The following is a 24434-nucleotide window of genomic DNA, read 5'->3' on the forward strand; positions in this document are numbered from 1 at the left end:
AGAGGAAACATCATGGATTATCAGAAAGCACTGGAACAAGCCATTCTTTATATTGAAAAGCATCTGCAAGAGGACATCAAAGTAGAAGACGTTGCCCGCTTTGCAGGCTATTCATATTTTCATTTGAATCGGCAGTTTAATGCAATACTTGGCGAAGGTGTGGGCAGCTATATAAAAAAGCGCCGCTTAGCCAATGCAGCCTATCAGCTTTTGGTTACCGATGATAAAATCATTGATATTGCGGTTAACAATAACTTTGAATCAGCTGAAGCATTCAGCCGCGCATTTAAAACAGCATATAAAATCAGCCCGCTTTACTACCGCAAAAACCGAATCCAGACTTTTGTCTCTAACAAGCAAAGTATAAATCATCATTTTATGAATCATTTGCTTAATCATGTAACTGTTCATCCTCAAATTGTGGAAATACCGGAAATTAAGGTTTTAGGATACCGTGAAGAAATAGAATTAAAGCCAAATCATATTAAAAAACTTTGGGAAAAGTTTGCAGATTTAAATAAACAGCTTTCCTGCGTCTCTGATTATTCACGAAAATTTGGTATCTATGAGTCATATCAGGAGGATATTCATTTCATTGCCAATGAAGCGATGCGATGCTGGGAAGTGGTCGGCATAGAAGTTGAACATTTTGCTGATGTGAAGGCTCCTTTTGTCAGCAAAGTGCTGTCAGGCGGGAAATATGCGGTATTTACACATCATGGCAGCTTAGAAACCCTTTCTGAGACGATTGACTATATTTGGGGGACATGGCTGCTCACCACAAGGGAGGAACTGGATGCCAGGGAAACCTTTGAGCTTCAGGATGAACGATTTTTAGGTTACACGCATCCTGATTCAAAGATGGACATCTATATTCCAATTAAATAGATAAAGGAAAGAAACACAATGAATTATCGAATTCAGCATTTGGATGAATTTTTAATTATCGGACAGGAAATTGAATTAACGAACTCACAAAAGGAAAATCTTCAAATCAGCACCTCTTTTTGGCGGCAGTTTAATATGAATTTAAAAACATACTGCTTATCACAAAATGGACATTGGGTTAAATATGCCCTTATGACAAGAAGGCAGAATCAATTATATTATTTTTGTGCCATTCCCCAAACCATGGCTATTCCTGATGGCTTTACCTCTAAACGTATAAAAGCTCATCAATATATGGTTGTAGAACATATCGGCCCGATGCATCAAATTTATCAGACATATCAAAAGATCTACACTCAATTGCTTCCGCAAAGTCAGTATCAGCCGGTAAATAGTGAATTTATCCATTTTGAGAAATATGATTACCGGTTTCATTGGAACAGTGATCATTCAGTGATTGAAATATGGATTCCAGTTACCGATAAACAGAAGCCAATGTACACAGTATAAAAAAACACATCAACATGATTGATGTGCTGCAGATTTTAAATATGGCACCCCCGACCAGAATCGAACTGATAACTAAATCTTAGGAGGATCTTGTTATATCCATTTAACTACGGGGGCATGTTCGCGTTTATTATTTTATCATAAAACAGCCAAAACAACAATCAATAAATTATGGCAGGGATGAAAAAGGAGAGGCAGCTAAACCTCTCCTTAACTATTTTAAATGTACGGCATTAATCGGCTGTCCGTTTTCATATGCCCGAATATTTTCCGCGAGCAGCTTCAGTAAACGCTGCCGGGTTTCCAATCCCTTCCAGCCCATATGCGGTGTCACCAGGACATTCTCCATTTTAAACAATTCACTGCTGCTCTGTAATGGCTCATGTTCCTGAACATCTAAACCGGCGCCTGCCAGTTTACCTGCTTTCAGTGCTGCAATCAATGCCTGTTCATCGATCAGCGCACCGCGTGATGTATTAATGATAAAAGCGGATGGCTTCATTAAAGCTAATGTTTCAGCATTGATGAGATGATGTGTTTCATCGGTTAACGGACAATGAAGTGAGAGGTAATCACACTTGCGCAGTACGGTTTCTAAATCGGTAAATTCAATCTCGCTGTCCGTTCTTGGCGTGCGCGTATAAACGAGGATTTTCATGCCCAATGCCTGAGCAATCTTAATCACTTCACGGCCGATGCTGCCATAACCGACAATTCCCAAAACCTTATCATTGACCTCAAAATGATTGACCATTAAATGCTTGGTGAAGTTATCATAACAATGCCGTTCCTGCATGCGAATCTGTTTTTGAACCTCAGAGCTTAGATTTAAAAGCATCATGATTGCTGTCTGTGCTACCCGCTGGGTACTGTAAGCAGGGATGTTGCAGACGATGATGCCTTTTTCATCTGCGGCTTTTAAATCAATATTGTTATAACCGGTACCGGCTTCACAGATACATTTCACGGAAGCGGGGAACTGGGCGATAAGTCTGGCTGGCAGCGGCAGTTCTTTTGTCACTACAATTTCATAATCAGTAACCCGTTCAAGAATCTGATCAGCTTGACTATGACGATAAATCGTTACTTGCTCGCCAAGCGCGTGAAAATCAATCTGATTATCATAATCTACCAATTCAGAATTTAATACGACAATTTTATGCTGCATCACTTTCTGCCTCCTTCATACAAATTGCTAATACACGCGGACAGGTGATAATAAACCAGGGGGTATATTTTTCAGGATGCTGACGTAAATCCTCTGCCAGCTCATCATAGCTGATCCATTCAATGGCTTCTGCTTCATCAGGATTCAGCTTGATTGTTTCAGCACTGTCAGCTAGAAAAACATGATCATATTCATATTCAGCGATTCCGTTGTCAAAAGCCGCGTGATAGACAAAGGAGAATAATTCCCGGCATTCAGCATCGATTCCTAATTCTTCCATTAAACGGCGATGTACGGCATCTTTAAGGTTTTCGTTATAACGCGGATGGGAACAGCAGGCGTTGCTCCAAAGCAGCGGTGTATGATATTTATCAGCCGCCCGTTTTTGGATAAGCATCTTCCCATCGTGCACAATAAATACAGAGAAAGCTCGATGCAGCAGTGCTTTCTGATGGGCTTCCATTTTAGATGCGGTGCCAATTGGCTGATCAAAGAGATTCACTAAGAGTAAGTTGTCCATAGAATCCTCACTTTCTGTTACGGATAATAAAAATACCGGATGATTTCATCCGGCAGCAATTAATTTGGCGCGCCCAAAGGGACTTGAACCCCCAACCTTTTGAATCGGAATCAAATGCGCTATCCAATTGCGCCATGGGCGCATGGCTATTTAATATTATATGACAGAAATGTTATTTTGAAAAGCCCTAATTTGATTGTATCTTAAAATTCTTAATGATATAATGCTGTTAAACAAAGGAGTGAGTTAAATGAATATAGCTATCTGGGTAGTAGTAGTTATTGTTGTGCTACTGATTGTCTGGGGCATTATGACATATAATGGTCTGGTAAGGGGTTTAAATAAAGTTGAAGAAGCATTTTCAACAATGGATGTCTATTTAAAGAAAAGATATGATTTGATTCCTAATCTTGTGGAAACGATTAAGGGCTATGCCAAGCATGAATCGGAAACCTTGGAAAAAGTAATCCGTGCCAGAAATCTTGCGGTAAAAGCTAATACGATGGATGAGAAAATTTCCAGTGAAAAGAATTTCCAGTCAATGTTGGGACCGTTATATGCGATTGGTGAACAATATCCTGACTTAAAGGCAGATAAGAATTTCCTCAGTCTGCAGAATGAGCTTCAAAATCTTGAATCAGAGATTGCTAATTCACGTAAGTACTATAATGCTATTGTTGTTAAGTTCAATAATATGGTTATGACATTTCCTAGTAATCTTCTGGCAGGTATGTTTGGTTTTCATCGCCAGCCGATGTATGAAATTACGGATGCAGCTCAACGTGAAAACGTTAAGGTTCAGTTTTAACTGATAGGGGCGCTCTGCCCCTTTTTAATTTGTGATGATTTAGAAAGGAAGTGACGAAATGAATTTTAGATCATGGCTAAAAAAAGGATTGATGGTCACAGCGATGCTGATGCTGACAATCATGCCAGCTAAAGCACAGGAGGCTTTTACCATTGATGATTATGATATTACGATCAATGTTGAAGAGAACGGAGCTTTGCATATTCAGGAAACCTTGATGCTTGATTTCAGTCAGTATCGGCATGGTTTTTATCGGAATATACCGACGTCCTATTCTATGACATGGATGATTGATGGTAAATCGGTTGAGAAGAATTATTATTTTCCGGTTACTGATATTCAATGCGGCGGGACAAAATGTTCGCTTGATTATGACAGTCAGGGTGTGATTATTCAGCTTGGCGATGCGGATCGGGAAGTGATTGGATCTCAGCTTTATACAATTTCCTATACGGTGCAGACAAAGGATCTTGATTTAAAGGATACCCAAATGCTTTATTGGAATCTTGCGGATAATTTTGATACGACAATCAAGCATTTGAGCTTCACGATCAATATGCCAAAGTCATTCAGTGATGAGGATATTTCAGCTTATACTGGATATTACGGCGGTATTGAAAACAATATGCGTTATGAGGTTAACGGCAATACAATCAGCGGTGAAACGTTAGTACCGCTGGATAATTATGAGGCGGCAACGATTATGGTGCGTCTGCCTTCTGATTATTTCCGCTTCCCTGAACCTAAGGACTATACTTTTTTACTGATGATTTTCAGTGCTGTTTTGCTGGTTATTTCATTAGTGCTGTTTTGGAAGTTTGGCAAGGATGATGAGGTTGTAGTTACCGTTGAATTCAGCGCGCCTAAGGATTTAAACAGTGCGGGTGTAGGTTATGTCATTGATGGTTCAGTTGAATCAAGAGATGTATTGTCTTTGATTATTGAATGGGCCAATAAGGGATATTTGAAAATTAAGGAAGAAAAAGAAGCTTTGACTTTAATCAAGCTGATGGATATTCCAAAAGATGAAAGTACCGATTATGAGCGTAAATTTTTCGATGCTATTTTTAAGAAGAAGGATGAAATGAGTGAGGATGATTTGGCCGACGGCAAGGTTGGCGAAGCACTGTACCGAGCTAAAAATCAGGTCAGCAGTTACTTTACCAGAGCCAAGGGAAGACGGGTTTTCTCACAGGCTTCTTCTGTGATGCAGTGGCTGTTTGTCATTGTGGCAGGCTTGCCTTCCATTGTGTTTACGCTGCTGAGCGCATATTCTTATTATGAGATATTGCCATTGGCGATTCCATTTGCCATCCCTTCATTATTCTTTATGTTCTCATTGGTACTTTGGATCGTGATTATGAAAAAACGCTATGTGATGAAACGGGGATCATTAATTATGGCCTGTGTCGGAACGATTGTTTTGAATGCTATTGTTGCATCGATCAATGTTATTATTCTGATTTTCTTTAAGGCTTCCTTGCTTTCAATTCTGTGTTATATTGCGTTGAGTGCCGCGTTGATCATCATGATGGCATTCATGGAAAAACGTACGCCTAAGGGAAATGAATGGCTCGGACAGATTCTTGGCTTGAAGGAGTTTATCCTGTATGCTGAGAAAGATCGCATCGAGATGCTTGTTAAGGAGAATCCTTCAGCATTCTATGATATCCTGCCTTATGCGTATGTGCTGGGAATCAGTGATACATGGTCAAATAAATTTGAGAATATCATTATTGAACAGCCTGATTGGTATGAGACGGATCGTCATTTCTCGACCTTCTCTTCAATCTATTGGTGGCATAGCTTCCACCATTGCTTCCATTCTATGTCTTCGTCAGCCAGTTATGTGCCTGCACCAAAAGGCGGCAGCGGCGGCGGTGGTTTTGGCGGCGGCTTCTCGGGCGGCGGTGGATTTTCAGGCGGCGGCTTCGGCGGTGGCGGAGGCGGCAGCTGGTAAGTTTAAAGCAAATAGAATCTTTAGATGTATATGCTAAGGATTCTTTTTTTGTTTTTTAGTTATAATTTTAAAAAAAAGTGCTTGCTTGTGCGTTTATCTATGATTGAATGGCTTGACAGCATAGCCTGTTTAAAGGAGGTTGTTTTATGGCAATAAATATCTATGTTGATCAGGGTCATAATCCAGGTACAATTAATGCCGGCGCAAGCGGCAACGGAATCATCGAGAGTGAGGTTACTTATTGGGTAGGCATCTACTTGGCGGGTTTTCTGTATGCTGATCCGCGTTTTGCGGTTCGGGTCGCCAGACCTTTCCCTGATACGGTAGTAGGTGAAGATACAAGCAGCAGCCTGCGTACCCGTGTAGAAGCTGCTAACCTCTGGCCGGCTGATTATTTTATCAGTATTCATGTTAATTCTAACCCAAGTCCGGCATTGAATGGGTCGGAGGTATATGTTTATCGGGCGAACTCGGCGGCGGCCGATTTAGCGGCTGAGGTGCTTGCTTCGATTGTGGAGCTAGTTGGCACTCGCTATAATATGGTTCGGTTGAATCCGTCCTTATATGTACTGCGAGCGACAGTGATGCCGGCGATATTAGTGGAACTGGGCTATCTGACTAATTTATCGGATGCGGAAAAACTGAAAAATGATCAATATTTATTTGCTTTCGCAATTTATATTGGAATCTTAAATTATTTTGGTTTTGATTATGATGAATTTCCAAATCGCTGATAAATAAGGGTATAAAATAGGCAGGTATCATTAAGCCGTTCAAAGCCAAGCATAGTATGAATTGAATGAATGTTTCATTCAGAAAGCAGGCGATTTAATGAATTATAATAAGCATAATTATAACCATCCGCAAGCGGACTGGTATGAGGAGAACCGTGATTGCTGTCCAAAGCAATGTAATCCTTGTCAATGCTGTCCAGGCCCGACAGGCCCAATGGGTCCGCGCGGCTGTCCGGGTCCAGTTGGTCCGCGCGGCGCTGCCGGCAGGCAAGGGCCTTTTGGTCCGCAGGGTCCGCAAGGTGCAACAGGTCCCATTGGTCCTATTGGTCCGCGTGGTGTAACTGGTCCAACCGGTCCAATCGGTCCGACAGGCCCAAGAGGCATTCAAGGCCCGCAGGGTATTCAGGGTGTGCAGGGAGTACGCGGTGCAACTGGTGTACAAGGTCCAACCGGCAGCATCGGTCCAATCGGCCCAACGGGTATCCAGGGTATCCAAGGGATACAAGGACTACGCGGCAATACCGGTGTGACAGGTCCAATGGGTCCGACCGGTCCGCGCGGACTTCAAGGTGAACGAGGTATTCAGGGTGTGCAGGGCAATACCGGTGTGACAGGTCCGCAGGGACTGCAAGGGTTACAAGGCATTCAGGGACTGCGCGGCGCAACTGGCATTCAGGGGCCAACCGGCATTACTGGCCCAACTGGTCCAACCGGGATTCAAGGTGTGCAGGGTATTCAGGGACTGCGCGGTGTAACGGGTGCAACCGGCCCAGCCGGCCCGCAAGGCATTCAAGGCGTAAGCGGAGAACAAGGTCTGCCGGGTGTAACCGGCCCGCAAGGCATGCAGGGAGAACCAGGCATTCAAGGCCCACAGGGTGAAATTGGTCCGACAGGCCCAATGGGAGCTACCGGTGCAACTGGCGCGCAGGGCATTCAAGGCATTCAAGGTGCCGCTGGCAATACTGGTGCAACGGGTCCGATGGGGCCAACCGGCCCAACCGGTCTTCAGGGTGAACAGGGCATTCAAGGTCTTGTTGGCCCAACGGGTGCTACGGGTCCAATGGGTCCAGCCGGCCCAACCGGCATTCAGGGCGAGCGGGGCATTCAAGGTCTTATCGGCAATACGGGTCCAACCGGTCCAATTGGCCCGATAGGCCCAACTGGCGCACAAGGTATCCAGGGCATTCAGGGTTTGATCGGTGTAACGGGTGTAACCGGCCCAATCGGTCCAACGGGTCCGCAGGGTGAACGCGGAGCAACTGGCGCAACCGGCCCGGCCGGTACTTGTCCGGATCAAATTTTCGCATCCTTCTTTAATATTTCTTCACGCTATATGAATGGAGAAAGAATTCCGCTCCAAACCGGTATCAGTGATCCAAGCGGTACTATTGAATTAACCGGCACCGCGTCAATTACCCTGAAACCGGGGATTTATTCAATCACCTATCATATATCAGCTTTATTGGCATGTCCAGCCTATATGCAGATAACACCATATTATAACGCTCAGGCGCATCTGGAACATGGCGTATATTTCAGAACCGCGGCGGCAAATGTCAGCGCTGTGGGATCAGCCTCATTTATTATTGAAGCTGCCCAGGAAACGATATTCAATCTGACCTATAACAGCCCATCAGAGGCTCGTGAAGGTGAAATTACGGTTGTGATTTTTAAGCTGCATCGATAAATAGAAAAGAACTGCAGAAGCAGTTCTTCTTTTAATGTTCACGATAATTATGACTCGTATCAAACAGACTGGCGGCCACCGGCCGGCTGTAATAATAGCCCTGAATGTAAGTGCATCCCAATTCAGCTAAGATCGCAACCTGCTCCTTGATTTCTACACCCTCGGCTACATTATAGATATCCATCTTTTTACAAAGTGCGATGATGCACTCAAGAATCCAGCGGGCATTCTCATTTTGTACGAGATAGTCGACTAAACCTTTATCAAATTTTAAGGTATCAAATTTAAGATCGGAAATGATGGAAAGATTACTATACTTAGCTCCAAAATCATCAAGGGCCAGCCGATAACCGGCAGCTTTGATTTCCTGTCCGATTTTGATAATTGTATTTCTTTCAATTTCTCCCATGTTTTCTGTAATCTCTATCTCAATCAAATCACGGTCAATGCCATATTTCTGATTGATCTGATTCATCCGCTCTACCAGCTTATCACCCAATAAGGTAACCCTTGAGAAATTAAGTGAGATCGGAATTAATTCAATGCCCTTCTGCCGCCACATTGCCAACAGCTTATGAACTTCTTCAAAAATAAAGAAATCAACGTAGAAGATCAAGCCGGTATTTTCTAAATAAGGAATAAACTTATCCGGTCCGACAAGCCCATGCGGCTGATCCTGATAGCGAATCAAGGCTTCAGCACCTACCACATGACCATTGGCACTGTTAACCTTTTGCTGAAGGTACATTTTTAAATACTGCATCTCTACAGCCTGCATCAGCCTGTGATGCTCCTGTGTCCGTTCATCGTTTTTGTTCAGTAATGCATATTCGCCATAATGAATCTGTTTATCCATCGTGCGCTGATCAACAGCACTGTTAATCAAATTATATAATGAAATTTGCTTTTCGGCCCATGCAAAGCCAATCGCTACACTGCAGATTGAATTTGCGTCATTTTTTACTGCCGCGCTCATTTCAATGAAACGCTCATAAGTAATATTCTCAAAGATAACTAAGAATTCATCACTGTCATAGCGATAAATATGCTCACAGCCAGTATTACTTAAAGCGGCTGCCAGCTCGGTGATGAGCGCGTCGCCATATGCCATGCCATATTGTTTATTTAAGTCTTTTAAACCATTGATATCAAGGGTAATTACACCTAAAGAAATTAATGCATCGACATTCAAATCCTTGCTGTACTGGAAAAAACTCATCCGGTTTTTAACCTTTGTCAAAGGATCAAAAGCCTGATAGTATTCGTTCTCCTCCTGAAAGCGCAAGAGATGCTGTTCATGAACCATGATAAAGAGAATCGCATGTAAAAACGCCAGCTGATCCTTATACTGTTTGACATTATCAATGCCGATAACGGCAATTAATTCATGATTTTCAATCATTGGTACCATTAAGGACGGATACTCATGATTAGCTGGCAGCGAATCTGTGTCACGTAATTCCTCAAGCTGCTTAAACTTAAGTAAAGCTCCCTCCTTATGCAAAGCGGCCCACTGTTTGATTTTATCAGCATTTAGTTTAAGCTGACTGTCATGTTCACAGGTAACATCAGTATTGACTGTAAGCTGATCGTGAATAACATCATATAAATAGGCTCTGTCGCCTTGATACAGCTTGCGTATTTCACCTAATATCTCCTGCATATTGATCGGCAATGCGGAAGAATAATGCAGATGATTGATAAATTCTGTCAAATCAATCTGCGTCTTTTCAGATGAGACAGGCACTTCATTCATCAAATCATTTGAACCTTCAATATAGATATTCTGTGACATATCCTGCATCGCTTTTTTAGCACGGCTGTAAAGCTCATCAAATGATTTTGACGTCTGATCGATAACGGCTCCAAAAAGGATATTAATCGGCTCCTGAATCCCTGGGATGATTGAATACATCCGCATCGACTGTTTAATTTCATTGATATAGCGAAGAATGCTTTCTTCATCAAAATTACTGTATATAAATACAGCAAACTCACCGGCATATAATTTACCAACCAGCTTATTTTTAGAGAAGCAAAGCAGCAGATGGCTTGCCAGCTCCTTCAATACTTTACTGATATTATCCTGTGTATCCGCATTAAAATTATTGGAATCGACATGGAAAAGCAAGAGTGCAAAAGGCTCATGATAAGGCGGTGCTTCAAACAGAATTCTTTCAATCATCGCGATTAACGTCTCTTTTGAATAGACATTGGTTAAAGGATCTCTTTCAATATTTTGGTGAATCATATTTTCCAATGTCTTATTGGCATCGATATTCTGCAGGACACCCAGCATATGCAGATCATTGCCGTTGCCGTCTAAGAATATCTTGCTTAATGCACGCACCCAAGACAGATTGCCGTTTAAATCCTTGCGGCGGTAATCACAGAAAATGAAATTCTCACCGTGTGAGTAGGCGCTGATAACCGCTTCCTTGCTGAGAACATTCTGTACTCTCAACACATCTTCCTGACTGGCAGAGAATACTTTCTGCAGCTCCAGCACATCATCATAGGTCAGGATTTCATAGTCATGAACCGCAATGCCTTCAATTGTATCAATCCGGTTCTTGGTAATATTGCCTTGGAAGGAGGCAATCAGATCTTTGTTTTGAATAACTTGGTAAAATAATTCCTTTTGATAATGCAGCTGAGTCTCTTTCTGTTTCGTTACATCTTCACCTATCGCAACCGCAAGTTCAGGCTGTCCGTCCTGATCATAAATCATATGGTAATTGATGCGTTCCCACCACCAGCTTTTGCCGTCTTTATCTCTGGTTAAGACATCAGCCTGAATCTGCTTGATGCCTTCATCCAGTTTTTGATAGAGCTGACGAACGATGGGAATGCTCATCGGATGAATGATGCCTTTTTCAATTAATGTTTCAGGCATATTTCCTTCCGCAACATTCAGCGAATGCTTTTCTACAGCACTTTCAGTCAGAAATAAGGCTTTTTCTTTCACATTATATTCCCAGACGTTAACGTGTGATTTCTGAAGGGCGGTGCGGTATAAGAATTCTTTATGTTCAAGCTGCATCAGCTTTTCTTTAATTTCGGTAAATTCAGTGTACCACAGGATGATAAACGGCTGATCCTTGATTATTTGGCCTTCTGCTTTTACCCATATGGAATGCTTATCTTTACCGATTATTTGATATACAGCGTTATATTTGCCATCGTTTTTTGCTTTGGTTAAGGCTTGATAAGCAAGAGCTTGATGCTCTGGCGCAATCATATCGATAAAACTGCCGGTGCTGCTGTGCAGATACTGTGATTCATTTTCATAGCCAAGCATCTTCAGCAGCTTATTACTGATGGCTTTCAGCTGCGGCTGATCCGTTTCAAGACTGTATATACATGCTGGGAAATCGTCAAAATCAGCTGTAGGAACAACCTCTTGCCTGCTGCTGTGAGAAAGCTTTTTCAAAAGGATTGTTGAAATCAGTTCGCAGATCAATTGAATGGTGTATTTAGATTCTTCTGTCACATCACGGGTTGCATGACAGTCCTCGATGCAAATGATTAATTGACTGCCGGCTGTCTTAGATAAAACCGCTGCCAGCGCCTGCCGCTGCTTCAGCCATGTTTTGATTGCTGATGCGTCAACGGTTTCTACATTATCATAAAAATAGATACCGCCCTGTTCATCAAACAGTGTTTCAATTATTGATGAATCGGAATCAGTGATTTCATATTCAGCCAAACGGTACCACGCATAGATTCGCTGCCGCGCCGCATAAATGGAAATCCTGTCGCAGTTGAAAACATTACCCAAATAATTTAAAAGTTCAGGAATGAGATCGCTGTGCTCAGGCTGTTTCATGATTAAATCAAGAATATATTCAATGCATTGATCACGGAATGTTTTCTTCATGATTTTTTGCGGTGCATTAAAGAAATAATGGTTTTCCTTATACATCACAAACTGCTGCTTGCCATTCTTTTTAGCCTCATACATGGCCGCGTCAGCTTTATCAAACAGGGAAAGGAAGTCTTCGCCGTGAAGCGGATAAGCGCTTGCACCTACACTGAAGCCTAGATCGATATGATAATCAGCATAGAACTGCTGCTGGATATTGGTTTGGAATGCTAAGATTTTATTACTTAATGCTTCCTGGGTATAGGGCATCGTCGTACAGATAATGAACTCATCACCGCCGTATCGGCCAATAATCTGATCATGAAAAGCAAGCTTCAGACTTTCCGCGACTTTATATAATACATGATCTCCCTCTAAATGACCCAGATTATCATTGATATCCTTAAAATCATCAAGATCGATCAGAATCAGCGTGAAGGCCTGTTTATCTGCCAACAGCGTATCAAACTGCTTCAAAAAGCCGCGCCGGTTGTAAAGGCCACTCAACGCATCAAAATCAGCTTCTTTCATCGATGTTAAAATGGCCTGTTTCGTTTCATTGATATCGGTAATGATTCCAATCATATTCAAGAGGTTGCCTTGCTCATCACGGATGGCCGTCGCTTTTACCTCGACCCAGTGATAACCCTGATTGCGGTATTTTAAGCGATACTCACACTGCATTGAATTGCTGCCATTGCGCAGAGACTGAAAAGCGTTAAACAACTTATCCTTATCTTCTTCATAAATGATATCACCGGCAAACATTGAAGCGGGGAAATTATCCAGCGGGACTTTATAGCCAAATGCTTTTTCATAATTGTCAGAGTAATAGACATGGTTATTTTTCACATCCATTTCAAAAATGACATCCTGAGTCTGAGAGATGATGACTTGGAATCTTTTTTCACTTATTATTAAATTTTCATAAGCATTCTTATCCTTAGTGGTGTCATGAAAGATACAGTGAAAATAAGGACGGCTCCCCTTCATTATCTGCGCGCTGATCCAAATCCACTTTAGCTGGCCGTCTTTACATACCAGTCGGTTTTCATACATAAAAACATGTCCTTTTTTCAACTGGACATTTATTTCATTCATAATGCTGCTGCGTTCAGTCTCATAAATAACATCCATTAAATGATCCTGAAAACGCTCATAGAATTCCTGACGCGTATAGCCAAGCAGCTGAAACAGTGAATCGTCTGCGGATAGCAATGTAAAATGTTCATCAAATAAACATTCAAACACTCCCCCAAGAGATGGATCGATAAGTTTATTGCTCATTATTCCATCCATTATGATACCCCTTTTCGAGAATTATTTTCTTTTTTATTATAACATTCTTTGTACGAAAATGAACAAAAATGATTAAATAATATTAAAAAAATTTGCATCACATGCAAATGAATTAAAAAATAATTTTCAGAATCCTGATTCGCTGTCACTTTGATCAACAGGGGAGATTAAAAAGTATCAGATAGTTTGCCTAAATTGCTGATTTAAATTCGCTGACCGTTTTCTTTTGAACGAGATTTAGACTGTTACTGCTGATCATCATCCATAAACTCGATGTTTTCAATGGCATAAGCTAATGCCATGTTCATCAATTCGTTTCTGGAACGGTTTGTTTTGCTGGCCCATAAATCATATTGCTTCTGTAATTCTTTATCAATACGGATCGTCATATTAACCGATTTATCTTCCTTGTAGAGAGGTTTTTTAGTAACAGTGAATTTTCTTGGCTTTTTTTTCTCATACATTGTTATATACACCTCCGATATATATATTATAGTATGGTTCAAGAACTAAAAATATATCACAATTATGAAATGATAACTATACTATCAATATGTATTCAATAATATAATACAAAAATGCAATATAGATTTGTGATGTTCATAGCTGTAAATCTGACGTTGAAGTAACAGGTTATAACGCAGGGCATAGGGTAAAAGGAAGGAGCTGGGGTATGATTACGATTAGCTTATGTATGATCGTGAAAAATGAGGCGGATGTTTTGCATCGCTGTTTGAGCAGTGTGGAAGCGGCGGTGGATGAGATTATTATTGTCGATACCGGTTCAGAGGATGAAACCATCACGATTGCTGAGGCGCATCAGGCGAAAGTTTATTCATTTCCTTGGTGTGATGATTTTGCGGCAGCCAGAAATTATTCCTTTGATCAGGCATCGATGGATTATATCTTATGGCTTGATGCCGATGATGTTGTGCCGGCGGATGAACTGGCAAAACTGAACCAGCTTAAACAAACGATGGATGAAGCGTATGATATGGTTATGATGCAGTATCATACGGCTTTTGATGAGCAGGGAAGGCCAACCTTTAGCTTTGCGCGGGAACGTTTGATCCGCCGTAAAGCAAATCTGCGCTGGGAGGGGGCTGTTCATGAAACGATTCCGCTGGCGGCTCATTGCCTTAATACGGATATTGCTGTTGAACATCACAAGCTGAAACCAAAAGATACTATGCGTAATCTGCGCATTTTGGAAAAGATCAGCAGGCATGGCGGTTTGTCGGCACGGCAGCAGTTTTACTATGCGCGGGAATTAGCGGATCACAAGCAATATGCAGAAGCGGTTGATCAATACACTGCCTTTTTGAATGCGCCGGATGGCTGGGCTGAGAATCAAATCGAAGCGTGTCTGGGATTGGCGGCATGTTATGAATCGCTTCATCATGAAACAAAAGGCGCCTTAGCCTTGCTGCAAGCCTTTCTGTATGCACCGCCGCGTGCGGAAGTCTGCTGTGCATTAGGGAACTATTTTTATCGGCAGCAGGCATGGAATCAGGCGGTTTTTTGGTTTGATTTAGCAACCAAATGCCCAGTACCGCTGAAAAGCGGTGGTTTTATCCGCTTAGATTGTTATGGCTATATACCGTGGATTTCACTTTGCTGCTGCTATGATAAGCTGAAGGATTGGCGGCAGGCATGGCTTGCTAATGAAGCCGCGGGAAGCTTTAAGCCTGATGATGCCGCATATCTGTATAACCGTCAATATCTAAGTCAATCTTATGATTCATCAAAAACTGAATAATAAAAAAGAATCTTTGTTCGCAAAAGATTCTTGTTCATCGCAATCAGAGCATTTAGAAAGGGTAAGGAATGTTCTGATTTGATACGGATTATAATTTGAATTTAAAACAGAGCTTGTCAACCGTTTCAAGTGATGGATTGATTTTAGCCATATGGGCGTCCTCGGCGAAGAAGACGGCAGCCATTTGTTGGTTTAAACAGCAAAGCGTCAACGGTGAGCCAGAACCATGAACGATGTCTCTGTCTGGATCATAATCATCACATAGCTTAATATCGGCCAGCGGGGTATAACCCATATATTCACAGCCAATTAAGCTGATCTGCACATCACCATAGAGGCGGTGCGCTTCAAAGCGGCATTCTGCCTGCGGCTTTGTCTGATAAGTCATTCGATTCACCCAGCATAAATCTTCTTCGATGATGGTTTTTCCCATCGGCAGCTGACTTAAGTCATGCGTTTGTATCATTTCGATGACGCGGTCAAGATTGGGGTGAATACCTTTATATAAATGCATATTATTTAATGTGTCGTAGATCATAAACAGCCTCCGTATCTAAGCCTATTATAAAGGAATGGCATGCGGCTGAATAGTTCAAGTTTTGTCTGCTGTTCAAACTAAAAGTAAACGGATGTATGTCTGCTTATAAGCATTGTTTCAATTCAGCGGCAGCCTGAGTGATATTTGGCTGATCGAGGATCGCGGATATGACAGCTATGCTGTCAATGCCGGTTTGTTTCAGCAATTCAAGATTCGTTTTGTTTATGCCGCCGATGCCCATGATGGGGATGGTGACCGCTTTTTTTATATTTTTAAGTTCTTGCAGTGTTACATGCGCGGCATCTTTTTTAGTGTTAGTAGGGAAGAGGGCACCGACACCCAGATAGTCAGCGCCTTCCTTTTCTGCCTGCAATGCTTCCTTTACGGAGGTAACTGAAACACCTAGCAAAGCATCGCTGCCAATCATGCTTCTGATGACGTATGCCGGTAAATCGCTTTGTCCGACATGCACACCTGCCGCCCTGATCGCTATGGCAATGTCTGTGCGGTCATTGATAATCAGCGGCACATGATAAGTGTCAGTAATACTTTTGATTCTTTTGGCTAGTTCATAAAATGCTTTTGCGCTGCAGTTTTTTTCTCGCAGCTGAATCATTGTACAGCCGCCGCATATTGCCTGTTCAACAGCTTCTTCAAGTCTGATGCCGTGTAAAAGGGAACGGTCGGTGACGAGACAGAGACGATAATCAATCTTCATCATAAGTCACCTTCCCCCTATACAGATCGTAGAAGTGATGGGTTGGACCGTTGCCCTTGCCGATATTCAGGCTGTGTTCAATTGCGGTAGTTACATATGCTTTCGCATCAGATACGGCATCGATTAATTCTTTGTCCTTAGCGAGCTGTGCTGCTATTGCGGATGAAAAGGTGCAGCCGGTGCCATGCGTATTTTTCGTGTTGATCCGTTTTGCTTTGAAAGGATAAAACTGTTTTCCATCATAAAACAGATCAACGGCATCCCCATTGGCATGACCGCCCTTTATGACTACGCTTCTGCAGCCCAGAGTCATGATACGTTTGGCTGCCTCGGCCATATCTGAAAGTGAATGGATCTTCATGCCAGTCATGATTTCAGCTTCAGGTATATTAGGGGTTACAACATCTGCCAGCGGTACGATCTCTGTCAGCAGCGGTTTTACTGATTCTGCGTTCATTAATGGACAGCCGTTTTTAGCCGTCATCACTGGATCAATGACAACATTTTTTGGCTGATATACCAACAGCTTTTCGCTGACCGCCTGCATGCATGCCGGTGTAGAAAGCATACCGATTTTAACCGCGTCTGGGGTGATATCTTCAAATACGGCATCTAACTGTCGGCGGATCATGGCGGGAGATATATCCTCAATGGCAAGCACCCGGCATGTGTTTTCGGCTACCACGGAAACAATGACACTCATGCCAAAGACACCTAGAGCTGAAAATGTTTTTAAATCAGCCTGAATACCGGCACCGCCGCTGCAGTCTGAACCGGCAATGCTTAGAACCTTTTTCATTTTGTATCCTCCTTGTATGCCATTTCCCAAAAAGCCAGCTCAAATTTGCTTGCTTTTTCAAAGATTGCCGACAGCTCTTTTTTCTTCAAAGCATTAACCGTTTCACATTTGGCATCTGCAAATTCACACCAAAGCTTGAACTCCTCATTAATATTCTCCTCAGCATAGCCTTTGATAAAATCGCTGTAAGGGGATTGAGACACGGTATCTGCTGCCAGTTTATGAAAAATATAAGCATAGCTCAGCATGCAAGGCAGTATCCCCATCAAGATTTGCGCACTGTCATTCGTCTTTGCCAGCTCAAGCAGAAAATGGGTATACTGCTTATTCACCGCTGTCTCTTCGGCTGTTTCAAGGATGTTTTCGGCCATCTTCAGCTGGTGCAGATAATCATGTCTTACCTTCGCTTCGGTATCTGTGACAAAGCTGAGTATTAAAGTGTAAAGCTGAATTTCGTTTAAATTTTCGGCAAGATAAATCGCTTTGCCTAAAACCTTGGCATAGCTGTTCAAATAAAGAGTATCCTGAATCAAATAGAATGCAAATTTTTCCATCGGCAATGTGCCTGCCAGCATTTCTTTGATAAATTTTGTTTGCAGACAGGCATCCCAGACTGCCAATGAATTATGAATCGTTTCTTCCATGAATGTCATTGATAAGCTTCCTCCTTTAAATAAAAAGAGCCTCTAAGTTAGAAGCTCTTTCAGACGCAAAACGGCGTAAGAAATTGCTTCCCTACGCCGGTATTAACCGACAGGTCCAGAGGTCAGGTCTTAACCTTTTTCAACTTTTCAGTTCCCTCGCAAACACAGTACATATTTAATTGGTAATAATAAGTAAACTTATTAGGCTCATATATGTTATAAACGCAAGAACAAGTATTGTCAAGCTCATTAGACAAAAAAAGCCTTATTTCTAAGGCTTTACAGTCAAATGGTGCGAACGATGAGACTTGAACTCACACGAGCATACGCCCACTACCCCCTCAAAGTAGCGTGTCTGCCATTCCACCACGTTCGCATGGAATATCTGCTGCTTAAATATAATAACGTATTTTGCTGAACTTTTCAACTGCTTTCTTTAAGATTTGCCTATACATACTGCTAATAAAACCATAGTCTAAAGTGTCAAAGGTGATTAAATATGAACATTCAAATCTGTAAATTCGGCGGTACATCGCTCAGTAATGATGAACGTTGTCAATATGCACTCAATATATGTAAAGAAAAAGCAAAACAAGGCAAGGTCATTGTCGTTGTCAGTGCGATGGGACGTTATGGCGATCCCTATGCGACAGATACATTGGCATCCTTGGGTAATGAATACTTGTCGGAACAGGAAACTGCCCGGCTGTTAAGCATGGGAGAACTTGTGTCAAGCATCCGCTTCTGTTCAAAACTGCGCGCGTGCGGGATCAATGCCTATGCTCTCAGCTTTAAAGAAACCGGAATCCTGACCGATGATAACTATCTTTGCGCCAATGTCGTGTCGATGGATTCCCATGATTTTAAACAAATGCTGGACGCCTATGATGTACTGGTAGTCTGCGGTTTTATAGGGATGAATTCAATAGGTGAAATTACGACATTAGGCCGGGGCGGGAGCGATTATACGGCAGTCTTGGTAGCAAAAATGCTGGATGTCAGTGAGGTTGAAATCTATACTGATGTTGACGGGGTCTATGACAGTGATCCTAAGATCAATAAAAATGCAAAGAAATATAAAGAGATCACATATCATCATATGCTGGCTTTGCATTGCCGGGTGATTCATGACCGCTGTATTGATTTTGCCGCTCAAAACCATATTCGAATCTTTTTGAAGGGAACCTTCAGCGATGATGTAGGAACGATTATCAAACGATAAAATAATTGTTTCTTTTTGTGTTTTGAGTATAATAAGGGTGAGGTGTTCTGATGCGAAAAATACTGATTCTTACAAATATGAAAACTGATGAGGATGTCCGTGAAATAGATTCTATCATGAGCAGTTTTCTGGCTGCTTATGAAATTAATCTATATAATCATTCCCTGACGATTGACAATGCCGGCAATGATCAGCTGGCCGCTATTCGCAGGGCATTGATGGAAAATGGTTATATCGTAATGTAAATTACTCTTTGGAGTAATTTTTTTCTTTTTCATAAAGTCATGTTTATTCACGAAGCTGCATAAGTTGTAGGGAAAGTGAAGGGAGATCAATATGAAAAAGAAAGGTATTATAGCCGCAGTAGTTGTCCTCTGCATCGGCGTTGCGTGTTTCTTTGCGTTTAAACCTAAGTCATTCACAAAAGAATGTGACAAGATAATGAGCAATCTTACATCGTATACTCTGCAGGGTGAAATGGAATTAAATAAAGGAGAGGATATTAAGAGTTATCTGATTGAAGTGAATTATAAAAAGGCTGAAACAGATGAATATTACCGGGTAAGTCTTTTTGATAAGAATTTGAATCAGGAACAGATTTTACTTAGAAATGCGGATGGTGTTTTTGTGATTACACCGAGCTTAAATCAGATTTTTAAATTTGAAGGTGAATGGCCGATGAATTCTCCGAAGCCTTATCTGATTCAGACAATGTTTGAGGTTATGAAGAGTGAAGAAGCCGTCATTGAACAAAACAAGAACGGCGCTCATATTACCGCTCCGGTCAGCTATCCGAATAATAAGAATTATATCCGTCAGGAAATGGATTTTGACGGTGAAGCAAAACCGCAGGCAATTCAGATATTTGATGAAGATAATACCGTGCAGCTGAAAATGGTATTTGAGAAGGTTGAATATAATAATGATGTGAAAGATGATGTATTTGCGGCACCTAAGGAACTGGATTCATCTGTAGCTTCATTACCGCTGGCTCAGGAAGATCTGCCGCTATATCCGGTAAGCACCTATGATTCCAGATTGGTTTCTAATAATGTGATGCAGGTGAATGGCCAGACCCGTCATGTGCTTGAGTTTACCGGTGAAAAGAATTTTACGATTGTGGAAACCGTGAAAGCGGCGAGCGATGAACTGCAGACTGTCTTCATGCCAGGTGAAATGATTGATACGCTGGATGTGATTGGTTTCTATGATGGTGCCAGCATGAGCGCGTATCAGCAAAATGTGGAACTGACGGTTTTCTCACAGGATCTGACACCGGAAGAAATGATGAGTGTGCTGTCCAGCATGCAAGTGGCAGTGATGAAATAAATGATACGCCGCGGTGATGTCTATTACGCTGATTTAAGCGGGGTGGTTGGCAGCGAGCAGGGTGGTGTACGGCCTGTGGTGGTTGTTCAAAATGATAAAGGAAATAAATATTCTACCACACTCATCGTTGCTCCGATATCAAAAAAAATGAGCAAACCGCCGCTTCCGACACACGTGATATTTTCGGTGTCACAGCTGAATTATGTATCGATGATCTTGTTGGAACAGCTGCGGACGATTGATAAGAAGCGGCTGGGGCAATGGATCTGCACACTGGATCAGTCAACGATTGAGAAAATCAATGCTGCATTGCGTATCAGTTTGGAATTGTAAACAATATATGATATAATCACCCTATCAAAAGAGGGTGATTTTTATGAATTCAAAAACAAAAAGATTAGTAATGACAGCCTTATTTATCGCACTGGGAACAATCGTACCGCAGGCCTTTCATATGCTGGGGTTAGGGCCGAGCCAAGTATTTTTGCCGATGCATCTGCCAGTGATGATCTGCGGCAGTCTTTTAGGACCGATTGCCGGCTTGATCTGTGGTTTGATAACACCATTGCTTTCCTCTGTGTTAACCGGCATGCCGCCATTGATGCCTGTGGGTCTGGCAATGGCTGTGGAGCTGGGTACTTATGGTTTGGTAATTGGCTATCTGATTAAAAAAAGCAATATTTGGATTGCTTTAATTGTTTCTATGCTGGCGGGAAGATTAGTAAATGGCATTGTCAATGCGTTAATAGCTGGATTCAGTGCTTCTGCGTTTGGTATTACAGCTTATCTGACAACCGTATTTGTGACTGCTTTGCCGGGTTTGGTGATTCAGCTGATACTGGTACCGCTTTGTTATAAGCTTTTAGTTAAGACGCGTTTATTTGAATAAGCAGTGCTGCTTTGATGAAAATCAAGGCAGTTTTTCAATTTTTACTAAAAATTATTGATGTTGGATGGTATAATAAATTAAAGGGGGAGTATTTATGGATAAACAGCGTCTGATAAAGGTGGGAGGCTATCTTGTTTATTGTATTATTGTGATTTGTATAGGTAAATATGAGAGCATGCAGGGATATGATTGGTGGCCATTTTGGACAGCGGGAATCGTATTATTAGCGCTGCTTTGTATGTCGGCAGGCGGTTTGCTTTCTAAGTCTAATTATGTCAATGATTCAATGCGTTATCGTCAGTATCAGAAGTATAATGCTCATCAAGGCGGGATTGGGGAAGTGATTTTTTATATCCTTTTAATGCTGCCGCTGATCTATAATATGATGTAATTTAGGCTGTATCTAATTTTTTTCATTTTTTTGAAATTTATGCTTGCAATTTAATTCTGATTCATGTATTATATTAGGGCAGTCACATAAAATACATCGAATGGTCCAGTGGTGTAGTGGTTAACATGCCTCCCTGTCACGGAGGAGATCGTGGGTTCGAGTCCCATCTGGACCGCCATTTATTGCAGATGTAGTTTAATGGTAGAACACAACCTTGCCAAGGTTGATACGGGAGTTCGATTCTCCTCATCTGCTCCATTGATTAATAAACACCTTCGGGTGTTTTTTTTATTATATAGGAAGCTGCACTTTATTTAATAAAATATCATAATGGCATGAAAAAAAGACGGACTGACAGCTTTATATACAAAATCTATTATTGATCAGGCAATATTTTAATGGGTTATTCATTTTCTTTAGCACCGTTTATTTTTCTGATTACTTTACATGGATTTCCAACCGCTACACAATTAGCCGGGATATCCTTGGTCACGACACTGCCGGCACCAATTACACTGCCGTTGCCAATCGTTACACCTGGCAGAATGATTACACCGCCGCCAATCCAGCAGCCATTACCGATTTTTACTGGCAAAGCGTAGGTACGGCAGAAGTATTCACTGCTTTCAGGCTGCCAGTTAGGTGTTAGGCGGTCAGCTAATTCGACTGGGTGAGCCGCGGTATAAATCTGTACATTAGAAGCTATTAAAACGTTATCGCCGATTTCAATTTTATTACAGTCAACAAAAGTACAATTCATGTTTATCGACACATTTGTACCTAATTGTATATTCTTGCCATAATCGCATAAAAAAGGTGTGCCTACGGAAACGTTGCTGCCTATACTGCCAAATAATTGTTTAAGGATTTCGGTTTTCTCAGCCTTTTGATGATAGGCGAGCGCATGATATTGGGCTAATAAAGCTCTTGCGTTATTTTTATATTCTAAGAATATTTCATCATGACAATCATACCATTCACCTGCCATGCATTTTTCTAATTCGTTCATGTGCTGTCTCCTTTACTTGGTTATGCGTACATATTAACTATTTTCATTCTAATAGTGGTGATTAGAAATGTCAAATGGCTGAAACTTGTTATAAGTTTCGTCAGCCGATGTCTGTCACCTTTGATTCATCATTGAATACTATGAAATAGAAAGGTGGCAATTATGCTTGCAGATGAAAAATTAAAAACCGCCAGAGGTGTTGAAGTTGTCCTTTGGCCGCAGACAATCATAGATTTAACACAGGGCAGTGGTGAGGATTTAGGGCATACATGGCTCTCTCATGAAGGAACGTGGGCATTGGATAATGTGGATTGGGAGAATCGTAAAATCTATGCGCCGGTTACGATGCGCTGTATGGGGAAATACAGCATTGATAATGGCAATGAGGTAATCTGGGAATCGGTGGATGAGGTTTTGTTTGCGGACGGTTCGATTGATACGCTGACCCTCGATTTCTGGCATGATGATGATATCTCACATCTGTCGGTGGGGGATGTTGTCAAACAAGGTGAACATGCGCAAACGGCCGGCAGCTCAGGTGCGGCAACCGCTGTTCATATGCATGTGGAGGCAGGCAGAGGCAAGCTGAAGCTAACACCGGGAAAAAGCCCGCTGATTCCATCAACTGGCTGGACACATTATCCAAATGGACATAATGTACATCCGTATACATTGCCTAATGCAGTAGATCCGCGGCATGTTTTCTTTATGAATGGCACACAGGTCATGAATACGTTTGGCATGAGCTTTAAATTTTACGAAACTAATTCAGGCTGGAAATGGGACCCACAGCTTGGTGAACAGACCTATTACCGTGACGGCAAGATGGTTAAGGATGAATGGATTTGGGATCGTGATTATCAATCCTGGTATTATATTAAACCGGATGGCCGGATGGCTAGAAATTACTGGGTAATGAATAACAAGAAATGGTGTTACTTAAAGGTATCGGGAAAAATGGCTAAAAATGAAGAACTTACCTGGTATTTTAATAACTCGGGGTATGGTGAACTGCGCTGATATTAATAAAAGTGCCCTTTAAAGATGCACTGTCATAGACGCATTTACTTTTAGAAAGAATTGATAAATAGGCTGAAACGCTTTTGCTTCTTGTGCCGGTGTTTTTATATAAAAAAAACACCTGAAGGTGTTTATTAATCAATGGAGCAGATGAGGAGAATCGAACTCCCGTATCAACCTTGGCAAGGTTGTGTTCTACCATTAAACTACATCTGCAATAAATGGCGGTCCAGATGGGACTCGAACCCACGATCTCCTCCGTGACAGGGAGGCATGTTAACCACTACACCACTGGACCAAATTTACCATTTTATAAATGGCGGAGAAGGAGGGATTTGAACCCTCGCGCCAGTATCCCGACCTATACCCTTAGCAGGGGCACCTCTTCAGCCTCTTGAGTACTTCTCCATGCTGAACTATTTAACGCTTGTATATAATATCATGAGATTTTGAGTTTGACAAGACCCTTTTTTAGAATTTATGCAAAAAATACGGGAAGTAAATGGAAGCAGTTGCAATTCCTGCAAAGAAATTAAATTAAAGGCATTCATTGTCAGTTTGAATGAAAATAATTCTGTATGCTTTATTCCTTATAAATATAATTCAGAGTAAGAATTGCCCGTTTAAAATGCAAACGCTTGCAAAAAAATCATAAATTCTCTTGAAATCAAAAAAAC

23 protein-coding genes and 8 tRNA genes are annotated in these 24434 nt (G+C 41.7%); 16 read left to right on the top strand and 15 right to left on the bottom strand.

What is annotated here, in order from left to right:
• The first annotated feature begins 12 nt into the window (after window positions 1-12).
• A complete protein-coding gene (locus DAHG_RS01935; RefSeq protein WP_022936635.1) occupies window positions 13-888 on the top strand; it encodes an AraC family transcriptional regulator in 876 nt (291 codons plus the stop codon).
• Between the two features lie 18 nt (window positions 889-906).
• On the top strand, window positions 907-1398 hold the full coding sequence (locus tag DAHG_RS01940; protein ID WP_022936636.1) for a GyrI-like domain-containing protein: 492 nt from the start codon (window positions 907-909) through the stop codon (window positions 1396-1398).
• A gap of 42 nt (window positions 1399-1440) precedes the next feature.
• Here DAHG_RS01940 and DAHG_RS01945 read toward each other — a convergent pair.
• From DAHG_RS01945 to DAHG_RS01960, 4 genes are all read right to left on the bottom strand, one after another.
• A tRNA-Arg gene (locus DAHG_RS01945) sits at window positions 1441-1515 on the bottom strand.
• A gap of 97 nt (window positions 1516-1612) precedes the next feature.
• Complete coding sequence (locus DAHG_RS01950) at window positions 1613-2566, bottom strand: 2-hydroxyacid dehydrogenase (protein WP_022936637.1); 954 nt, start codon at window positions 2564-2566, stop codon at window positions 1613-1615.
• Complete coding sequence (idi, locus tag DAHG_RS18480; RefSeq protein ID WP_022936638.1) at window positions 2556-3086, bottom strand: isopentenyl-diphosphate Delta-isomerase; 531 nt, start codon at window positions 3084-3086, stop codon at window positions 2556-2558. The genes DAHG_RS01950 and idi overlap by 11 nt, the downstream gene beginning before the upstream one ends.
• A gap of 65 nt (window positions 3087-3151) precedes the next feature.
• Window positions 3152-3228, bottom strand: a tRNA-Arg gene (locus DAHG_RS01960).
• 108 nt (window positions 3229-3336) lie between these two features.
• Here DAHG_RS01960 and DAHG_RS01965 point away from each other — a divergent pair.
• The 4 genes from DAHG_RS01965 (at window position 3337) to DAHG_RS18485 (ending at window position 8275) form a co-directional block, all read left to right on the top strand.
• Window positions 3337-3894, top strand: a complete 558-nt coding sequence (locus DAHG_RS01965) for a LemA family protein (protein ID WP_022936639.1) — start codon at window positions 3337-3339, stop codon at window positions 3892-3894.
• A 58-nt stretch (window positions 3895-3952) separates the two neighbouring features.
• Complete coding sequence (locus tag DAHG_RS01970; RefSeq protein WP_022936640.1) at window positions 3953-5854, top strand: DUF2207 domain-containing protein; 1902 nt, start codon at window positions 3953-3955, stop codon at window positions 5852-5854.
• Window positions 5855-6000: 146 nt separating this feature from the next.
• Window positions 6001-6588 carry an N-acetylmuramoyl-L-alanine amidase family protein gene (locus DAHG_RS01975; RefSeq protein WP_022936641.1) on the top strand — a complete coding sequence of 196 codons (588 nt, stop codon included), beginning with the start codon at window positions 6001-6003 and terminating at the stop codon, window positions 6586-6588.
• 97 nt (window positions 6589-6685) lie between these two features.
• Entirely contained in the window at window positions 6686-8275 is a 1590-nt protein-coding gene (locus DAHG_RS18485; protein WP_022936642.1) for a collagen-like domain-containing protein, read from the top strand.
• A gap of 31 nt (window positions 8276-8306) precedes the next feature.
• Here DAHG_RS18485 and DAHG_RS20375 read toward each other — a convergent pair whose 3' ends face one another.
• The gene (locus DAHG_RS20375) at window positions 8307-13439 is read right to left on the bottom strand and encodes a diguanylate cyclase domain-containing protein (RefSeq protein ID WP_022936643.1); all 5133 of its coding nucleotides are present in this window, start codon (window positions 13437-13439) and stop codon (window positions 8307-8309) included.
• A 245-nt stretch (window positions 13440-13684) separates the two neighbouring features.
• Window positions 13685-13903 (bottom strand): ribbon-helix-helix domain-containing protein, encoded by a 219-nt coding sequence (locus DAHG_RS01990; protein WP_022936644.1) that lies wholly within the window; start codon window positions 13901-13903, stop codon window positions 13685-13687.
• A 209-nt stretch (window positions 13904-14112) separates the two neighbouring features.
• On the opposite strand from DAHG_RS01990, the gene DAHG_RS01995 reads away from it, so the two are divergent.
• Entirely contained in the window at window positions 14113-15198 is a 1086-nt protein-coding gene (locus tag DAHG_RS01995) for a glycosyltransferase family 2 protein (protein ID WP_022936645.1), read from the top strand.
• An 88-nt stretch (window positions 15199-15286) separates the two neighbouring features.
• Here the strand turns inward: DAHG_RS01995 and DAHG_RS20380 are convergent, their stop codons facing one another.
• From DAHG_RS20380 to DAHG_RS02020, 5 genes are all read right to left on the bottom strand, one after another.
• A complete protein-coding gene (locus DAHG_RS20380; protein ID WP_022936646.1) occupies window positions 15287-15736 on the bottom strand; it encodes a NanQ anomerase/TabA/YiaL family protein in 450 nt (149 codons plus the stop codon).
• Between the two features lie 103 nt (window positions 15737-15839).
• Window positions 15840-16457, bottom strand: coding sequence for a thiamine phosphate synthase (gene thiE / locus DAHG_RS02005; protein ID WP_022936647.1), 618 nt, complete (start codon window positions 16455-16457; stop codon window positions 15840-15842).
• Window positions 16444-17253: a bifunctional hydroxymethylpyrimidine kinase/phosphomethylpyrimidine kinase gene (gene thiD, locus DAHG_RS02010; protein ID WP_022936648.1), complete on the bottom strand. Its 810-nt coding sequence runs from the start codon at window positions 17251-17253 to the stop codon at window positions 16444-16446. Before thiD ends, thiE begins: the two co-directional genes overlap by 14 nt.
• A complete protein-coding gene (locus DAHG_RS02015; protein WP_022936649.1) occupies window positions 17250-17906 on the bottom strand; it encodes a thiaminase II/PqqC family protein in 657 nt (218 codons plus the stop codon). The genes thiD and DAHG_RS02015 overlap by 4 nt, the downstream gene beginning before the upstream one ends.
• Window positions 17907-18187: 281 nt before the next feature.
• Window positions 18188-18273: transfer RNA gene (locus DAHG_RS02020), tRNA-Leu, on the bottom strand.
• A gap of 123 nt (window positions 18274-18396) precedes the next feature.
• On the opposite strand from DAHG_RS02020, the gene DAHG_RS02025 reads away from it, so the two are divergent.
• The 8 genes from DAHG_RS02025 (at window position 18397) to DAHG_RS02060 (ending at window position 21986) form a co-directional block, all read left to right on the top strand.
• Window positions 18397-19119, top strand: coding sequence for an aspartate kinase (locus tag DAHG_RS02025; RefSeq protein ID WP_022936650.1), 723 nt, complete (start codon window positions 18397-18399; stop codon window positions 19117-19119).
• A 50-nt stretch (window positions 19120-19169) separates the two neighbouring features.
• Window positions 19170-19364 (top strand): hypothetical protein, encoded by a 195-nt coding sequence (locus DAHG_RS02030; RefSeq protein ID WP_022936651.1) that lies wholly within the window; start codon window positions 19170-19172, stop codon window positions 19362-19364.
• Between the two features lie 91 nt (window positions 19365-19455).
• Window positions 19456-20448, top strand: coding sequence for a LolA family protein (locus DAHG_RS02035; protein WP_022936652.1), 993 nt, complete (start codon window positions 19456-19458; stop codon window positions 20446-20448).
• Window positions 20449-20781 (top strand): type II toxin-antitoxin system PemK/MazF family toxin, encoded by a 333-nt coding sequence (locus DAHG_RS02040; RefSeq protein ID WP_022936653.1) that lies wholly within the window; start codon window positions 20449-20451, stop codon window positions 20779-20781.
• 43 nt (window positions 20782-20824) lie between these two features.
• Window positions 20825-21337, top strand: a complete 513-nt coding sequence (locus tag DAHG_RS02045) for an ECF transporter S component (protein WP_022936654.1) — start codon at window positions 20825-20827, stop codon at window positions 21335-21337.
• Between the two features lie 94 nt (window positions 21338-21431).
• The gene (locus DAHG_RS02050) at window positions 21432-21728 is read left to right on the top strand and encodes a hypothetical protein (protein WP_022936655.1); all 297 of its coding nucleotides are present in this window, start codon (window positions 21432-21434) and stop codon (window positions 21726-21728) included.
• Window positions 21729-21830: 102 nt separating this feature from the next.
• Window positions 21831-21906, top strand: a tRNA-Asp gene (locus tag DAHG_RS02055).
• Between the two features lie 6 nt (window positions 21907-21912).
• A tRNA-Gly gene (locus DAHG_RS02060) sits at window positions 21913-21986 on the top strand.
• Between the two features lie 145 nt (window positions 21987-22131).
• Here the strand turns inward: DAHG_RS02060 and DAHG_RS02065 are convergent.
• The gene (locus DAHG_RS02065) at window positions 22132-22737 is read right to left on the bottom strand and encodes a sugar O-acetyltransferase (protein ID WP_022936656.1); all 606 of its coding nucleotides are present in this window, start codon (window positions 22735-22737) and stop codon (window positions 22132-22134) included.
• Window positions 22738-22899: 162 nt separating this feature from the next.
• Between DAHG_RS02065 and DAHG_RS02070 the strand changes: the two genes are divergently transcribed.
• On the top strand, window positions 22900-23757 hold the full coding sequence (locus tag DAHG_RS02070; RefSeq protein WP_022936657.1) for a hypothetical protein: 858 nt from the start codon (window positions 22900-22902) through the stop codon (window positions 23755-23757).
• A 142-nt stretch (window positions 23758-23899) separates the two neighbouring features.
• Here DAHG_RS02070 and DAHG_RS02075 read toward each other — a convergent pair.
• The 3 genes from DAHG_RS02075 to DAHG_RS02085 form a co-directional block, all read right to left on the bottom strand.
• Window positions 23900-23973, bottom strand: a tRNA-Gly gene (locus DAHG_RS02075).
• A 6-nt stretch (window positions 23974-23979) separates the two neighbouring features.
• Window positions 23980-24055, bottom strand: a tRNA-Asp gene (locus DAHG_RS02080).
• A gap of 19 nt (window positions 24056-24074) precedes the next feature.
• A tRNA-Ser gene (locus tag DAHG_RS02085) sits at window positions 24075-24165 on the bottom strand.
• Window positions 24166-24434: the final 269 nt, after the last annotated feature.

The sequence above is a fragment of the Dielma fastidiosa genome (genome assembly GCF_000313565.1).
Taxonomy (GTDB): domain Bacteria; phylum Bacillota_I; class Bacilli_A; order Erysipelotrichales; family Erysipelotrichaceae; genus Dielma; species Dielma fastidiosa.

Bases quoted from the DNA above. Each gene is read 5' to 3' on its own strand.
- DAHG_RS02065 (WP_022936656.1), bottom strand. From the start codon at position 22,737: ATGAACGAATTAGAAAAATGCATGGCAGGTGAATGGTATGATTGTCAT.
- thiE (WP_022936647.1), bottom strand. From the start codon at position 16,457: ATGATGAAGATTGATTATCGTCTCTGTCTCGTCACCGACCGTTCCCTT.
- DAHG_RS02025 (WP_022936650.1), top strand. From the start codon at position 18,397: ATGAACATTCAAATCTGTAAATTCGGCGGTACATCGCTCAGTAATGAT.
- DAHG_RS02070 (WP_022936657.1), top strand. From the start codon at position 22,900: ATGCTTGCAGATGAAAAATTAAAAACCGCCAGAGGTGTTGAAGTTGTC.
- DAHG_RS20375 (WP_022936643.1), bottom strand. From the start codon at position 13,439: ATGGATGGAATAATGAGCAATAAACTTATCGATCCATCTCTTGGGGGA.
- DAHG_RS01995 (WP_022936645.1), top strand. From the start codon at position 14,113: ATGATTACGATTAGCTTATGTATGATCGTGAAAAATGAGGCGGATGTT.
- DAHG_RS01950 (WP_022936637.1), bottom strand. From the start codon at position 2,566: ATGCAGCATAAAATTGTCGTATTAAATTCTGAATTGGTAGATTATGAT.
- DAHG_RS02040 (WP_022936653.1), top strand. From the start codon at position 20,449: ATGATACGCCGCGGTGATGTCTATTACGCTGATTTAAGCGGGGTGGTT.
- DAHG_RS02045 (WP_022936654.1), top strand. From the start codon at position 20,825: ATGAATTCAAAAACAAAAAGATTAGTAATGACAGCCTTATTTATCGCA.
- DAHG_RS02050 (WP_022936655.1), top strand. From the start codon at position 21,432: ATGGATAAACAGCGTCTGATAAAGGTGGGAGGCTATCTTGTTTATTGT.
- DAHG_RS20380 (WP_022936646.1), bottom strand. From the start codon at position 15,736: ATGATCTACGACACATTAAATAATATGCATTTATATAAAGGTATTCAC.
- DAHG_RS01970 (WP_022936640.1), top strand. From the start codon at position 3,953: ATGAATTTTAGATCATGGCTAAAAAAAGGATTGATGGTCACAGCGATG.
- DAHG_RS01940 (WP_022936636.1), top strand. From the start codon at position 907: ATGAATTATCGAATTCAGCATTTGGATGAATTTTTAATTATCGGACAG.
- DAHG_RS02030 (WP_022936651.1), top strand. From the start codon at position 19,170: ATGCGAAAAATACTGATTCTTACAAATATGAAAACTGATGAGGATGTC.
- thiD (WP_022936648.1), bottom strand. From the start codon at position 17,253: ATGAAAAAGGTTCTAAGCATTGCCGGTTCAGACTGCAGCGGCGGTGCC.
- DAHG_RS02035 (WP_022936652.1), top strand. From the start codon at position 19,456: ATGAAAAAGAAAGGTATTATAGCCGCAGTAGTTGTCCTCTGCATCGGC.
- idi (WP_022936638.1), bottom strand. From the start codon at position 3,086: ATGGACAACTTACTCTTAGTGAATCTCTTTGATCAGCCAATTGGCACC.
- DAHG_RS01990 (WP_022936644.1), bottom strand. From the start codon at position 13,903: ATGTATGAGAAAAAAAAGCCAAGAAAATTCACTGTTACTAAAAAACCT.
- DAHG_RS02015 (WP_022936649.1), bottom strand. From the start codon at position 17,906: ATGACATTCATGGAAGAAACGATTCATAATTCATTGGCAGTCTGGGAT.
- DAHG_RS01935 (WP_022936635.1), top strand. From the start codon at position 13: ATGGATTATCAGAAAGCACTGGAACAAGCCATTCTTTATATTGAAAAG.
- DAHG_RS18485 (WP_022936642.1), top strand. From the start codon at position 6,686: ATGAATTATAATAAGCATAATTATAACCATCCGCAAGCGGACTGGTAT.
- DAHG_RS01965 (WP_022936639.1), top strand. From the start codon at position 3,337: ATGAATATAGCTATCTGGGTAGTAGTAGTTATTGTTGTGCTACTGATT.
- DAHG_RS01975 (WP_022936641.1), top strand. From the start codon at position 6,001: ATGGCAATAAATATCTATGTTGATCAGGGTCATAATCCAGGTACAATT.